This window comes from Lysinibacillus sp. NPDC056959, assembly GCF_042674095.1.
In the GTDB taxonomy this organism is placed as follows: Bacteria; Bacillota; Bacilli; order Bacillales_A; family Planococcaceae; genus Lysinibacillus; species Lysinibacillus zambalensis.
In genome coordinates, this window is sequence record NZ_JBHURE010000013.1 from 1 (window position 1) to 14,730 (window position 14,730).

Annotated in this window: 13 protein-coding genes, 2 rRNA genes and 1 riboswitch; all 15 genes read left to right on the forward strand. The window is 40.7% G+C overall.

The features are described 5' to 3' along the window. A 23S ribosomal RNA gene (locus tag ACFTQ7_RS15020) occupies window positions 1–373 on the forward strand; the annotation flags it as partial. Window positions 374–680: 307 nt separating this feature from the next. After that, window positions 681–796: ribosomal RNA gene (gene rrf / locus ACFTQ7_RS15025) — 5S ribosomal RNA — on the forward strand. Between the two features lie 464 nt (window positions 797–1,260). Beyond that, complete coding sequence (locus ACFTQ7_RS15030) at window positions 1,261–1,539, forward strand: hypothetical protein (protein ID WP_386829746.1); 279 nt, start codon at window positions 1,261–1,263, stop codon at window positions 1,537–1,539. A gap of 397 nt (window positions 1,540–1,936) precedes the next feature. After that, complete coding sequence (locus ACFTQ7_RS15035) at window positions 1,937–2,137, forward strand: NETI motif-containing protein (RefSeq protein WP_386829748.1); 201 nt, start codon at window positions 1,937–1,939, stop codon at window positions 2,135–2,137. Window positions 2,138–2,224: 87 nt separating this feature from the next. After that, window positions 2,225–2,323: riboswitch (purine riboswitch) on the forward strand. Between the two features lie 198 nt (window positions 2,324–2,521). After that, on the forward strand, window positions 2,522–3,010 hold the full coding sequence (gene purE, locus ACFTQ7_RS15040; RefSeq protein ID WP_386829750.1) for a 5-(carboxyamino)imidazole ribonucleotide mutase: 489 nt from the start codon (window positions 2,522–2,524) through the stop codon (window positions 3,008–3,010). After that, window positions 3,007–4,131, forward strand: coding sequence for a 5-(carboxyamino)imidazole ribonucleotide synthase (gene purK, locus ACFTQ7_RS15045; protein WP_386829751.1), 1,125 nt, complete (start codon window positions 3,007–3,009; stop codon window positions 4,129–4,131). Before purE ends, purK begins: the two co-directional genes overlap by 4 nt. Before the next feature lie 13 nt (window positions 4,132–4,144). Next, window positions 4,145–5,440 (forward strand): adenylosuccinate lyase, encoded by a 1,296-nt coding sequence (gene purB, locus ACFTQ7_RS15050; RefSeq protein WP_386829753.1) that lies wholly within the window; start codon window positions 4,145–4,147, stop codon window positions 5,438–5,440. Window positions 5,441–5,789: 349 nt separating this feature from the next. Further along, window positions 5,790–6,500, forward strand: coding sequence for a phosphoribosylaminoimidazolesuccinocarboxamide synthase (purC, locus tag ACFTQ7_RS15055; protein ID WP_386829755.1), 711 nt, complete (start codon window positions 5,790–5,792; stop codon window positions 6,498–6,500). Window positions 6,501–6,502: 2 nt separating this feature from the next. After that, window positions 6,503–6,751 carry a phosphoribosylformylglycinamidine synthase subunit PurS gene (gene purS / locus ACFTQ7_RS15060; RefSeq protein ID WP_079562648.1) on the forward strand — a complete coding sequence of 83 codons (249 nt, stop codon included), beginning with the start codon at window positions 6,503–6,505 and terminating at the stop codon, window positions 6,749–6,751. 2 nt (window positions 6,752–6,753) lie between these two features. Beyond that, window positions 6,754–7,437, forward strand: a complete 684-nt coding sequence (gene purQ / locus ACFTQ7_RS15065) for a phosphoribosylformylglycinamidine synthase subunit PurQ (RefSeq protein ID WP_386829757.1) — start codon at window positions 6,754–6,756, stop codon at window positions 7,435–7,437. Then, window positions 7,424–9,658: a phosphoribosylformylglycinamidine synthase subunit PurL gene (gene purL / locus ACFTQ7_RS15070; protein WP_386829759.1), complete on the forward strand. Its 2,235-nt coding sequence runs from the start codon at window positions 7,424–7,426 to the stop codon at window positions 9,656–9,658. The genes purQ and purL overlap by 14 nt, the downstream gene beginning before the upstream one ends. Further along, window positions 9,634–11,058 (forward strand): amidophosphoribosyltransferase, encoded by a 1,425-nt coding sequence (gene purF, locus ACFTQ7_RS15075; protein ID WP_386829760.1) that lies wholly within the window; start codon window positions 9,634–9,636, stop codon window positions 11,056–11,058. Before purL ends, purF begins: the two co-directional genes overlap by 25 nt. Window positions 11,059–11,125: 67 nt before the next feature. Continuing rightward, window positions 11,126–12,181: a phosphoribosylformylglycinamidine cyclo-ligase gene (gene purM / locus ACFTQ7_RS15080; RefSeq protein WP_386829762.1), complete on the forward strand. Its 1,056-nt coding sequence runs from the start codon at window positions 11,126–11,128 to the stop codon at window positions 12,179–12,181. After that, complete coding sequence (purN, locus tag ACFTQ7_RS15085) at window positions 12,181–12,750, forward strand: phosphoribosylglycinamide formyltransferase (RefSeq protein ID WP_386829763.1); 570 nt, start codon at window positions 12,181–12,183, stop codon at window positions 12,748–12,750. Before purM ends, purN begins: the two co-directional genes overlap by 1 nt. Before the next feature lie 386 nt (window positions 12,751–13,136). Then, entirely contained in the window at window positions 13,137–14,663 is a 1,527-nt protein-coding gene (gene purH / locus ACFTQ7_RS15090; RefSeq protein WP_386829765.1) for a bifunctional phosphoribosylaminoimidazolecarboxamide formyltransferase/IMP cyclohydrolase, read from the forward strand. Window positions 14,664–14,730: the final 67 nt, after the last annotated feature.

Here is a 14,730-nt window from a genome sequence, read left to right on the forward strand (position 1 = left end):
CTGTAGTCGGTCCCAAGGGTTGGGCTGTTCGCCCATTAAAGCGGTACGCGAGCTGGGTTCAGAACGTCGTGAGACAGTTCGGTCCCTATCCGTCGTGGGCGTAGGAAATTTGAGAGGAGCTGTCCTTAGTACGAGAGGACCGGGATGGACACACCGCTGGTGTACCAGTTGTCTTGCCAAAGGCATCGCTGGGTAGCTATGTGTGGACGGGATAAGTGCTGAAAGCATCTAAGCATGAAGCCCCCCTCAAGATGAGATTTCCCATTACGCAAGTAAGTAAGATCCCTCAAAGACGATGAGGTAGATAGGTTCGAGGTGGAAGTGTGGTGACACATGGAGCTGACGAATACTAATCGATCGAGGACTTAACCAAAATGTTTGAAACATTCAATGCACCGTTTATCCAGTTTTGAAAGAACAATTCTTTCATCAAGGGTTTCAAGATACGAGTAGTTCGAGGAAGCGATGGAGAGAGGGAAGGAGCGTACTCAAGTACGTGACTGACTGAACGACTGAAGCTGACGAAGAAATGCGATGTATATTGAAAGCCGAAGAGAGCTTCAAGACACAAGTAGTACAAGGAAGCAAACGAGTGAATGAGGGAGCGTACCACTGTACGTGACCGATTGAACGAGAGAAGCTGACGCAGTAATACGCCGTGTATTGGAGGTCGACAATAGTCTAGTGATGATGGCAAAGAGGTCACACCCGTTCCCTTACCGAACACGGAAGTTAAGCTCTTTAGCGCCGATGGTAGTTGGGGGCTTCCCCCTGTGAGAGTAGGACGTCGCTAGGCACCTAGAAAAGTCGAGGATTAATTCCTCGGCTTTTTTGTTTTATAAAATAATAATAAAATGATATACTCATTTAAATGTTAAAATTTACATAATGTTAGGTTATATAATATATTAACGAATCGACATACCCGCCGAAAAAATGGGCAAAGCAGACTGATTGTGGAATGTTTCAGCGGGAGAACACATTTGTGCCCGTAGAAACAAAAACGACTGATAGAATCAACTAAGAGGCGGATAGAACACCATCAAGAGAGATTCTTACAACTTGCTGGAATGTCTAAAAATAGAAATGGGTAGCCGCCAGAACGTTTCGGGCGGCTGCTTCACATTGTATATTGCCTCAACATTTGATATATCCATCACTTTTTGCTTAAAGAATAAAGTAGGACGAGCTTTATTAGCGAATTTTAGATTGAAATTAGATCTATAACACACATCGTGATCTAATAAGGGAGAATAAAAAATGAGGCGTAACATTTTTTCTGCTATATCTATATTTCTCTTAATGATTGCATTCTTTATGTTTGGCTATGACTCATCAAAATGGTATGGTAGTTTTTTTAAATTTCTTTATGATCTAAGTATATTTACGCCATTTATATTAGTAGGACTAGGAGTAATTAGCGCAATTTTGGGCATTAAAGGCGATATCCGTATGATTTTGATTGTACTCAATGCTTTTTTAATGTTCCTGTTCCTAGGTGCATATCTAATTGGAGTCTACGGATTTCAAAATCCTTAATAAAGAGCTGCAGATTTTATCTCTGCAGTTCTTTTAATTTGTCTTCGAATAGTACCGTTAAAGGAACAATTACTTTTTATTAGGGTGAGCAGTAGTGGAAAACCATCACTTCCTGTAATAACGCCATAGTGGCCAACATCGTGCCGCTACGTAGCACTACGCTTTCGCACAGAGAACATTTGTCGTTACCACTTCGCTTTCGCGCTAAAAACATCTGTTGGCCCAAGTGGCTCACCGGATACCCCAAAAAAGCACCTAGTCGGAACGAAAATCAACCTCACGTTATGGTGAAGAGCATATTATTAATGAATCATACATACTAAAGGAACAAACTAAAGGTATAATGGAAATCATACGAGAGAAAATAATTGGATATAAGATCGAAAGGAAGAAAGATTTGGGAAAAAAACAAATTTGGTATGAAGTAGAAGAAAATGAGTCAATTGAAGATTGTTTGGAAAGAATGCGTCAAGATGGCTATATGGCAGTTGGAAGAAAAGAAGAACCTATTTTTCACTTAGTCAATGGAGAACCAACGTATTTACGTCAAAAAATACAATTCAAAGCGATGAATTGCCAAGATTCTGAGTGGTTTTGACTAAAATCCGAACATTTATAAATGACTAAAATAAATTGTTCGCATTTTTGCATTGACGATAGTGAAATGACTTGTTAAAATGTGAGAAGGAAAAACAAATAAATCCCACATATATGCTAGAGGATTGGCTCTAGTGTCTCTACCCGGCACCGTAAATGCCGGACTATGCGGGAAAGCACTTTTGGCATGTTACGGAAGGGTGTGTGTACAGAAATGTACATTTGCATATTCTTTTATAATAAGTCCTCAAGTAAGCTGCTTTCACGTGTATGGTAGGGAGTAGTTTATTTGAGGATTTTCTTTGTTATAAAAAGAAAAAGTAAAGAATTGTAGTAGCTTTTATATATTTGATCATTTTTCTAACGTTAAAAAGGAGCGACAATCATGAATCCGAAAATCGGTGTCATTATGGGGAGTTCAAGTGACTGGGAAACAATGAAACATGCATGTGATATTTTAGATGAATTACAAGTACCGTACGAGAAAAAGGTAGTGTCTGCACATCGTACTCCTGACTTAATGTTTGAGTATGCAGAATCAGCACGTGAGCGAGGAATTCAAGTAATTATCGCTGGTGCAGGTGGAGCTGCACATTTACCAGGAATGGTAGCAGCTAAAACAACGTTACCGGTAATCGGAGTACCTGTGCAATCTCGTGCTCTTAACGGTCTTGATTCACTATTATCAATCGTTCAAATGCCTGGAGGTGTACCTGTAGCAACAGTAGCGATTGGCAAAGCAGGAGCGACGAATGCAGGCTTGCTTGCAGCACAAATTTTATCGACAACAAATGCACAGCTTGCTAATAAACTAGATACTAGACGTGAAGCCACGAAGCAACAAGTACTGGAAAGCACAGGTGACTTAGTGTGACAAAGATAATTTATCCAGGGCAGACGATAGGCATTATCGGAGGAGGGCAACTTGGACGTATGATGGCACTTGCTGCAAAAGAGGCCGGCTTTAAAGTTGCTGTTCTTGAACCATTAATGGATTCACCATGTGGACAGGTTGCGGATGTTCGTATTGTAGCACCATATGATGATGAGGCAGCTTTAGAAGAACTTGCTGAGGTAAGTGACGTTATAACGTATGAGTTTGAAAACATCGATTATGATGGCTTAAAACGTTTAACACAAATGGCTTACGTACCACAAGGAGCAGAGCTAGTACGCATTACACAAAACCGTGTGACTGAGAAAGAAGCGATTATGAACGCAGGTTGTCCGGTAGCCCCTTATTTGGTTGTAAATACATATGAAGAATTACTAGCCAATATCGATAGGATTAGTTATCCTTGTATAGTCAAAACAGCAAGAGGTGGTTACGATGGCAAGGGGCAGCAGCTTTTAAGATCTGCAGAAGACCTAACGTTAGCAAATGGGCTTTTCACTCATTCACAATGTATTGTTGAGGGATTTGTACCTTTCGTTAAAGAGGTGTCTGTCATTGTTCAAAGAAACGGTAATGGTGAATCATATTGTCAGCCAGTTGGAGAAAATATTCATGTTCATCATATTTTACATGAAACGATTGTGCCAGCTCGTATAAAAGAGGAAACAGCACAGGCTGCAGAGCACGAAGCTTTGAAAATTGCTGATTACTTAAATTTAGTGGGCACATTAGCAGTAGAAATGTTTGTATTAGAAGATGGTGGAATTGTTATTAATGAATTAGCACCAAGACCTCATAATTCAGGTCACTATTCAATAGAAGCATGTAATGTTTCACAGTTCCATCAGCATATACGCGCTATTTGTGGTTGGCCATTACGTAAACCACAACTATGGGCACCATCAATTATGATAAATGTTTTAGGGCAGCATGTCATGCCACTTAGTAACTCAATTGCTAAATATCCTGAATGGTCTATACATCTTTATGGGAAAGCTGAAGCTAAGGTTAACCGTAAGATGGGCCACGTAACGATTATGACGAAAAACTTAGAAGAAACACTACAACAAATCGAGAGTTCTGGTATTTGGCCAGAATAGAAGGAGAAACGCAATGATCGAACGTTACACAAGACCCGAAATGGGCGCAATTTGGACAGAACAAAATAAATATCAAGCTTGGCTAGAGGTTGAAATTTTAGCATGTGAGGCTTGGGCAGAATTAGGCGACATTCCAAAAGAAGATGTAGCTAAAATCCGTGAAAATGCTTCATTTGATGTGGATCGTATTTTAGAGATTGAAAAAGAAACACGTCATGATGTTGTAGCATTCACTCGTGCCGTATCTGAAACACTTGGTGAAGAGCGAAAATGGGTGCACTATGGTTTAACTTCAACGGACGTAGTTGATACAGCCCTTTCTTTTTTAATTAAGCAAGCGAATGATATTTTACGTAAAGACATCATGAATTTCATTGACATTATCGCAGCGAAAGCGAAAGAGTATAAGCATACGGTCATGATGGGACGTACACACGGTGTTCATGCTGAGCCAACAACTTTCGGTTTAAAATTAGCTTTATGGTATGAAGAAATGAAGCGTAACTTAGAACGCTTTGAAGCAGCAGCAAAAGTAATTGAAACAGGAAAAATGTCTGGTGCAGTTGGAACATATGCCAATATCGATCCTCGAGTTGAGCAATATGTATGCGATAAATTAGGACTTGCAGCATCACCTATTTCAACACAAACATTACAACGTGATCGCCATGCACAGTATTTTGGGGCGTTGGCATTAATCGCAACATCAATAGAGAAATTTGCAACAGAGATTCGCGGCTTGCAAAAATCTGAAACACGTGAAGTTGAGGAAGGATTTTCAAAAGGACAAAAAGGCTCGTCAGCGATGCCTCATAAACGTAATCCAATCGGATCTGAAAACATGGTTGGTATGTCACGTTTAATGCGTGGCTATATGCTAACGGCTTATGAAAACGTAGCATTATGGCATGAGCGTGATATTTCACATTCATCTGCAGAGCGTGTTATTTTACCGGATGCAACAATTACCCTTAACTATATGTTAAATCGCTTCGGTAACATTGTGAAAAACTTAACAGTATTCCCTGAAAACATGAAACGTAATATGGGTCGCACTTTTGGTCTAATTTACTCTCAACGCATCTTATTAGCACTTATCGATAAAGGGTTAGTGCGTGAGGAAGCGTATGATACAGTACAACCTTTAGCGATGCAGGCGTGGGATGAGCAAGTTCAGTTCCGTACGTTAGTCGATGCAAGTGAAAAAATTACATCGTATTTAACGAAAGAAGAGCTAGATGAGTGCTTCGACTACAACTACCATTTACAGCATGTGGATATGATTTTTGAGCGTCTTGGACTTAACTAACGATCTTCTATTTCAGTAGGTAACCAAACACCTACTGAAATAGAAGAACTCAGTCTAAAAACGCCACGTCCTGTGGCAACGACTGAGTGACCAACATCATGTTGTTGCTGACGCTACGTTAGCACTGCGCTTTCGCACAGAAAACATTTGTTGGCCTAAAGCCTCCGGCGGATGTCACGGATTTTGAAAGGAATGAATTGTGCCAGCACAATTCAAAATCCGGACGCAATTACGCCAAGGCGAAATTGATAGAGTAAGCCACTAGCGGATGTTACAGAATTGAATCGTATACGACGATTCAATTCTGAACAATACGCGTGTATTTCATAATATCAGGGGGAGTAACGAAATGACTACAGGTCAACTTTTGTATGAAGGTAAAGCAAAAAAATTATATACAACAGAGGAGCCAGATGTGTTACTCGTTGAATACAAGAATAGTGCAACAGCATTTAATGGTGAGAAAAAAGAAGAAATTGAAGGTAAAGGCGTATTAAATAATCGCATTACCTCTCTAATTTTCGAAAAATTGCAAGCTAACGGAATTGCGTCACATTTCGTAAAACAATTATCTGATACGCAGCAGCTTGTAAAAAAGGTAGATATTATTCCAATAGAGGTCGTAGTTCGTAATATAGCAGCAGGTAGCATAGCGAAACGTCTCGGTTTGGAAGAAGGCACACCATTAAAACGCCCAATCGTTGAGTTTTATTATAAAGACGACGAACTAGGCGATCCGCTCATTACGACGGAGCATATTGACGTACTTGATCTTGCAACACCTGAGGAAGTGACAGCCATTTATGATGGAGCACTTGCAGTTAACGAAGTTATGCAACCTATATTTGCAGATGTCAACGTTACACTAATTGACTTTAAATTAGAGTTTGGACGTGACAATGATGGAAATGTACTGCTGGCAGATGAAATATCACCAGATACATGCAGACTATGGGATGCAACTACAAAGCAAAAGTTAGACAAAGATGTCTTTCGTAGAGACCTTGGTAATTTAACTGAAGTTTATACTATTATACTTTCTAGACTCGGAGGCAAATAACAATGAAAAAAGTTAAAATTTACGTAACATTACGTGAGAGCATTCTTGATCCACAAGGTTCAGCTGTACAAGGTTCTTTAGTGAAAATGGGTTACGCTGAAGTAGAAGATTTACGTATTGGTAAATATCTTGAACTAGCAATTAAAGATACAGAACGTGATATTGATACTCTAGTAAAAGAAATGTGTGAAAAGGTTTTAACTAACGTTGTGATCGAAGACTACCGTTACGAAGTCGAGGAGGCTAACTAATCATGAAATTCGCAGTACTCGTGTTCCCTGGGTCAAACTGTGATATCGATATGTATCATGCGATTAAAGACGAGCTAGGTGAAGAAGTAGAATATGTATGGCATACAGCAACTGATTTAAGCGGCTTTGATGGTATTTTAGTACCGGGAGGCTTCTCTTATGGAGATTACCTTCGCTGTGGTGCGATGGCCAATCAATCTAATATTATGGCAGAGGTCAAAAAGGCAGCAGATGCTGGTAAGCCGGTATTAGGAGTATGTAATGGATTCCAAATCCTAACTGAAGCAGGTTTATTACCAGGTGCATTACTTCGAAACAAAAATTTGAAATTCATGTGCCGCACAATTCAGCTTAAAGTTGAAAACAATAATACATTATTCACAAACCAATATGAGCAAGGTCAAGTAATTAATATTCCAATTGCACATGGTGAAGGTAACTACTACTGTGACGAGGAAACATTACAAGCATTAAAAGATAACAATCAAATCGTGTTAACATACTCAGGAGAAAATCCAAACGGTTCTTTAGAAGATATCGCTGGGATTATAAACGAGCGCGGCAATGTCCTAGGTATGATGCCTCACCCAGAGCGAGCTGTTGATGCACTGGTGGGCGGAGCAGACGGTCTAGCAGTATTTAAATCAATTGTGAAGCAGTGGAGGGAAAATCATGTCAACAACTAAGTTTGAGCCAACAGCACAGCAGATTAAAGATCAAAAGCTATACGCTGGTATGGGAATGTCAGACGAAGAATTTGCAATGGTAGAAGGTATTTTAGGACGTCTACCAAACTGGACAGAGACAGGTCTTTTCTCAGTAATGTGGTCTGAGCACTGCTCATACAAAAATTCAAAACCAGTGTTACGTAAATTCCCTACGAAGGGTCCACAAGTTTTACAAGGTCCAGGTGAAGGTGCTGGTATCGTAGACATTGGTGATGAACAAGCAGTTGTATTTAAAATGGAATCGCATAACCATCCTTCAGCAATCGAGCCTTATCAAGGTGCTGCCACAGGTGTTGGTGGTATTATCCGTGACGTTTTCTCAATGGGTGCACGTCCAATTGCTATGCTGAACTCACTACGCTTTGGCGAATTAAAGTCAGCGCGTGGTAAATATTTATTCGAAGAAGTCGTTGCTGGTATCGCAGGTTACGGTAACTGTATCGGAATTCCTACAGTAGGTGGCGAGATTCAATTCGATCCTTGCTATGAAGGCAATCCATTAGTTAATGCAATGTGTGTAGGTTTAATTGACCACAAAGATATTCAACGTGGAATCGCAGCTGGTGTAGGGAATACAGTCATGTATGTTGGTGCGAAAACAGGTCGTGACGGTATCCATGGTGCAACATTTGCCTCTGAGGAGTTAACTGAAGAATCTGAGAACCAACGTCCTGCAGTACAAGTAGGAGATCCATTTATGGAGAAACTTTTACTTGAAGCATGTTTAGAAGTTGTAAAATCTGACGCTCTAGTAGGTATTCAAGACATGGGTGCTGCTGGTCTTACTTCTTCATCAGCAGAAATGGCTTCTAAGGCTGGTTCTGGTGTAGAAATGAACTTAGACTTAGTACCTCAACGTGAAACAGGTATGACAGCATATGAAATGATGCTATCTGAATCTCAGGAGCGTATGCTACTTGTTGTGAAAAAAGGTCGCGAAGATGAAATTAAAGCGATTTTCGATAAATATGATTTAGATGCTGTGGCAATTGGTCGCGTGACTGATGATAAAATGCTTCGCCTTTTACATAATGGTGAAGTTGTAGCGGAAGTACCTGCTGATGCACTTGCAGAAGATGCACCAGTTTATCATAAGCCATCTGCAGAGCCTGCTTACTATGTAGAGTTCCAGGCGATGGAAAACACAGAACCAGCGGTAACAGATTACAAAGAAACATTAAATGCACTTTTAAAAGCACCAACAGTTGCTTCAAAAGAGTGGGTTTATGATCAATATGATTATCAAGTTCGTACATCAACAGTCGTTGCTCCAGGTTCTGATGCAGCCGTTATCCGTGTGCGCGGTACGAACAAAGGATTAGCGATGACTACAGACTGTAACTCTCGTTATATTTTCCTAGATCCAGAAGTAGGCGGTGCCATTGCAGTAGCTGAGGCAGCTCGTAATATCGTAGCAACTGGTGGTACTCCATTAGCGATTACTGACTGCTTGAACTTCGGCAATCCTGAGAAACCAGAAATCTTCTGGCAAATTGAAAAATCAGCTGATGGTATTTCAGCGGCTTGTACAGCACTGAATTCACCAGTAATCGGTGGTAACGTGTCTCTTTATAACGAACGTTCTGGTGAAGCGGTTTACCCAACACCAACAATCGGTATGGTTGGACTAATTGAAGATTTAGCACATGTAACAACTCAAGAAGTAAAAGCTGCTGGTGATGTAGTATTTGTGATCGGCGATACAAAAACTGAATTCGGTGGTTCGGAGCTTCAAAAGTTATTCAATAATGGGGTTATTTCAGGGAAAGCACCAGCGATTGACCTACAGATTGAAGCTGCCCGTCAACAAGCATTACTTAAAGCAATTAAAGCAGGAATCGTACAATCTGCACATGATGTAGCAGAAGGTGGTCTTGCGGTGGCGCTAGCTGAAACAACATTTGGCGCTAATGACTTAGGTCTTGAAGTGACATTAACAGGCTCTGCTACAACAGCATTATTCAGTGAAACACAATCTCGTTTCGTTGTAACAGTGAAAGAAGAAAATGCATCTGCATTTGTAGAAATTGTAAAAGACGCAAAGAAAATCGGTGTCGTAACAAACGATGCGCTTGTTAAAATCAACGGTGACAACGGTGTGCTTGTAGAAGGTACAGTGGAGGAATTCCGTTCTAATTGGAAAGGAGCAATCCCATGCTTGCTGAACTCAGAGGCTTAAACGAAGAATGTGGGGTGTTTGGTATTTGGGGTAACCCGAATCCAGCACACCTTAGTTATTACGGGCTTCATGCTCTTCAACATCGTGGCCAAGAAGGCGCTGGAATCGTCGTTTCTGACGGTCAGCATCTTCGCGCGGTGAAAGGCGAAGGACTAGTTAATGATGTTTTCAACGAAGACAAATTAAAGGCAGTGGACGGAAAAGCAGCAATTGCCCATGTCCGTTATACGACTGCTGGAGGTGGCGGTATTGAAAATGTACAGCCGTTATTATTCCACTCGTCAACTGGTAGCCTTTCAATTGCTCATAACGGTAATTTAGTCAATGCAACGCACTTAAAACAGTATTTAGAGCGCCAAGGGAGTATTTTTCATTCTAGCTCCGATACTGAAGTGCTTGGGCATCTTATTAAGAAAAGCTCGCTTTCACCATTCCGTGCAAAGGTGAAAAATGCCCTTTCATTATTAAAGGGTGCTTACTCGTTCTTAATTATGACTAAAGATGAAATGCTTGTCGCACGTGATCCACATGGTTTACGTCCATTATCTCTTGGGAAGCTAGGAGATGGTTGGGTTGTAGCCTCTGAAACTTGTGCATTTGATTTAATAGGTGCAGAATTTGTTCGCTCTGTTGAACCTGGTGAGTTATTAATTATTAACGATGAAGGTGTAAAATCTGATCGTTTTGTAGAGATGGATAAACGTGCAATGTGCGCGATGGAGTACGTATATTTAGCGCGTCCTGATTCTGATATTGATGGTATTAACGTCCACATGGCGCGTAAACGTATGGGAAAACAGCTTGCTCGTGAATGTGCACATATTGAAGCTGATGTTGTTACAGGTGTTCCTGATTCAAGTATTTCAGCAGCAATCGGCTTTGCAGAGGAAAGTGGAATTCCGTATGAACTAGGTCTTATTAAAAATCGTTATGTAGGCCGTACATTTATCCAACCGACACAGGAATTACGTGAACGTGGTGTGAAAATGAAGCTTTCTCCAGTTGTTCAAGTTGTAAAAGGTAAACGAGTAGTGATGGTGGACGATTCGATTGTTCGAGGTACAACTTCACGACGTATTGTAAAAATGTTAAAAGATGCAGGGGCAGCAGAAGTTCATGTTGTGATTTCTTCGCCACCGATGACGGATCCTTGCTATTATGGCATCGATACTTCAACACATGAAGAATTGATTGCCTCTAGCCACAATGTAGATGAAATCCGTGAAACTATCGGAGCCGATTCACTAACATTTCTTTCCGTTGAGGGCATGGTGGAGACGATTGCAAGACCTTATGAAGATGAAAACCGAGGATTATGCCTAGCATGCTTTACAGGTAAATATCCAACAGAAATTTTCCCAGATACAATCTTACCGCATGAAAAAGAACTATTACGTTAAGAAAAACATCTAAATACATCTAGCCATGATGACAGATCTAGATTTGGATGATAAGGAGGAACTCTGCGTGTCAAAAGCATATGAACAAGCAGGTGTAAATATTGAAGCAGGCTACGAAGCCGTAAAACGAATGAAGTCTCACGTTGAACGTACAAACCGTCTAGGTGTGATGGGCACGTTCGGTGGTTTTGGTGGTATGTTTGACTTGTCAGAACTAAATCTTAAGGAACCTGTTCTTATTTCAGGTACAGATGGTGTTGGGACAAAGCTAAAGCTAGCGTTTATGGTGGACAAGCACGACACAATTGGTGTGGACTGTGTAGCGATGTGTGTCAATGATATCGTAGCGCAAGGTGCAGAACCATTGTACTTTTTAGATTATGTAGCCCTTGGCAAGGCAGAGCCAGCGAAAATTGAGCAAATTGTAAAAGGCGTTGCAGATGGCTGTGTGCAATCTGGCGCAGCATTAATCGGTGGAGAAACTGCAGAGATGCCAGGTCTTTACGAAGAAGATGAGTATGATTTAGCTGGTTTTGCAGTAGGAGCTTGTGAAAAATCAGCCATCGTAACAGGTGAGAACATCGTAGAGGGTGACGTGCTTGTTGGTATTGCTTCAAGTGGGGTGCATTCAAACGGTTATTCATTAGTGCGAAAAATTGTCTTTGCAGATAATCAGTACGCTGTTGATTCGATTGTGGAAGGCTACGAGGATCTCGGCCATATCGGGGAAGCCTTGTTAGTGCCAACAAAATTATATGCGAAACCTGTACTTGCAGCTTTAAAAGCAGCAGACGTTCATGGCTGTGCCCATGTAACGGGCGGTGGCTTTTATGAAAACCTACCACGTATGATGCCAGAAGGTTTAGCAACTGAAATTGACTTAGGTTCTTGGCCAGTCTTACGTATTTTTGAGTTTTTAAAAGAAAAAGGACAGTTAGAGGACAAGGATTTATATAATGTCTTTAACATGGGCATTGGCTTCGTGTTAGCTGTACCAGCAGCTGAAGTAGATAAAGTCCTTGCTACAGTAGAGGAAAATGGTGAAAAAGCATACAAAATTGGTCGCGTTGTGAAAGGCGAAGGTGTTGTATTCAATGGCTCACATGATGGGAGTTTAGTGTAATGACCGCTCCGACTAAAATTGCCGTTTTTGCTTCAGGTAGCGGCAGTAACTTTCAAGCTATTCAAGAGGCCATTGAACGTGGCGAACTACATGCAAAGATTGAACTTGTTGTGACAGACAAGCCTAGCGCATTTGTAGTGACACGTGCTGAAAACTATAGTATTCCAGTGCTAGCTTTAAGTCCGAAAGAGTTTTCATCAAAAGCAGATTACGAAACTGCTATTATCGAGGCTCTTCACGAACGTCATGTAGAATGGATTGTGCTTGCAGGTTATATGCGCTTAATTAGTGAAGTATTGCTAACTGCCTACCCACAGCGCATTGTGAATATTCATCCTTCACTATTACCGTCCTTCCCAGGTAAAGATGCCATTGGTCAAGCGATGGAACACGGAGTTAAAATAACAGGTGTAACCGTCCATTTCGTAGATGAAGGTATGGACACAGGGCCAATTATTGCCCAATCGGCAGTTCAAGTTGTTGAAGGTGACCGTGAGGCAACAGAAATGGCTATTCATAAAGAAGAGCATGGACTATATACAAAAGCTTTACAGCAATTATTAAAGTAATTCAGTGGTGAGGAGTTAGGTCTTCTGGAACAATACAGCCTAACTCTACTCTATCAATAATAGCAAGACATATTCGTGGCAAACACGATGAAAATTGGTTCATCACCAAAAGTTGTGGATGACTTTTGATAAAACGTCTACTATGAAAATAAGTTGATTGGAGTGGAGGCTGGGCGACTCCTTGGGGATTAGCGTCATAGATGAGACCCTGGAGCGAGCAGGCAGAGGAACGAAGGCTAAAAACATCACATCCTGTGATAACGCCTTCGTGACCAACATCATGTTGGCCCAAGCGGCTCATCGGACGCCCCCAGGAAAACGCCCAGCCGGAACGGAAATCAACTACATGATTTGGTGGTGATCCCAAAAATTAGGAGGATATTGTTGTGACAAAACGTGCATTAATCAGTGTTTCCAATAAAGATGGTATTTTAGAATTTGCAAAAGAACTAGTAGCATTAGGTTATGAAATTTTATCAACTGGTGGTACGAAAAAAATGTTACAAGACAATAATGTTGCCGTAACAGCAGTAGATGAAGTAACTAAATTCCCTGAAATTTTAGATGGCCGTGTAAAAACTTTAAATCCAATGATTCACGGTGGACTATTAGGAAAATTTGACGATGCTTCTCATCAAGCACAAATGAATGAGCATGGAATTGAGCCAATCGAGATTGTTTGTGTCAATCTTTATCCGTTTGTTGAAACAATTTCAAAGCCTAATGTAACATGGGATGATGCGATTGAAAATATCGATATCGGTGGTCCAACAATGTTACGTTCTGCAGCAAAAAACCATCAATATGTAACAGTAATTGTGGATAGCAATGACTATGCGAACGTATTAGAGGAACTGAAAGCTAATGGTGCAACGACTATTGAAACACGTCGTAAATTAGCTGCAAAAGTTTTCCGTCACACAGCCGCTTATGATTCATATATATCAAACCACTTAACAGAAGAAGAATTCCCAGAGAGCTTAACAATGACATATGAATTAAAACAAAACTTACGCTATGGTGAAAATCCTCATCAAAAAGCAGCGTTCTATCAAAAACGTCTAGGTTCTGATTTTTCATTAGCTTATGCAACGCAATTGCATGGTAAAGAGTTATCATACAACAATATTCAAGACGGGAATGCAGCATTGCAAATTGTGAAAGAGTTTGAAATGCCTGCTGCTGTAGCTGTAAAGCATATGAATCCTTGTGGTGTTGGAACAGGCGCAACATTAGAAGAAGCGTTTGATAAAGCATATGAAGCAGATTCAACGTCTATTTTTGGTGGCATTATTGCTTTGAATATGGAAGTTGATGCAGCAACTGCTGAAAAATTAAGCCATATATTTTTAGAAATTATTATTGCACCAGCTTTCTCTCAAGAAGCACTTGATATTTTAACGAAGAAGAAAAATATTCGTTTATTAACAATTCCTTTCGGGCAAGCAAAACAAGACAAATTCAATGTTGTTTCAGTTGAAGGCGGCCTTCTTGTACAAGAACCAGATCGCTACGGTTTTTCTAATGCAGATATTAAAGTTGTCACAGACCGTGAACCGACAGCACAAGAGTGGGAAGCATTACAACTAGGCTGGGCAGTTGTGAAGCATGTTAAATCTAATGCTATCGTCGTTACAGATTCTCAAATGACACTGGGTGTTGGCGCTGGCCAAATGAACCGTGTTGGAGCAGCTAAAATCGCATTTGAGCAAGCTGGCGAAAAAGCAAAAGGTGCAGCGCTAGCATCAGATGCATTCTTCCCAATGAGCGATACTGTAGAAGCAGCTGTAGCGGCTGGTATTACAGCCATTATTCAACCAGGCGGCTCTATCAAAGATCAAGATTCAATCGATAAAGCAAATGAATACGGCATTGCAATGGTATTCACTGGCGTACGTCATTTCAAACACTAATCAGAACACGTTAAAAATTAGACCGAGATGTTAGTTCATCTCGGTCTTACTTACAAATAGGAGGATT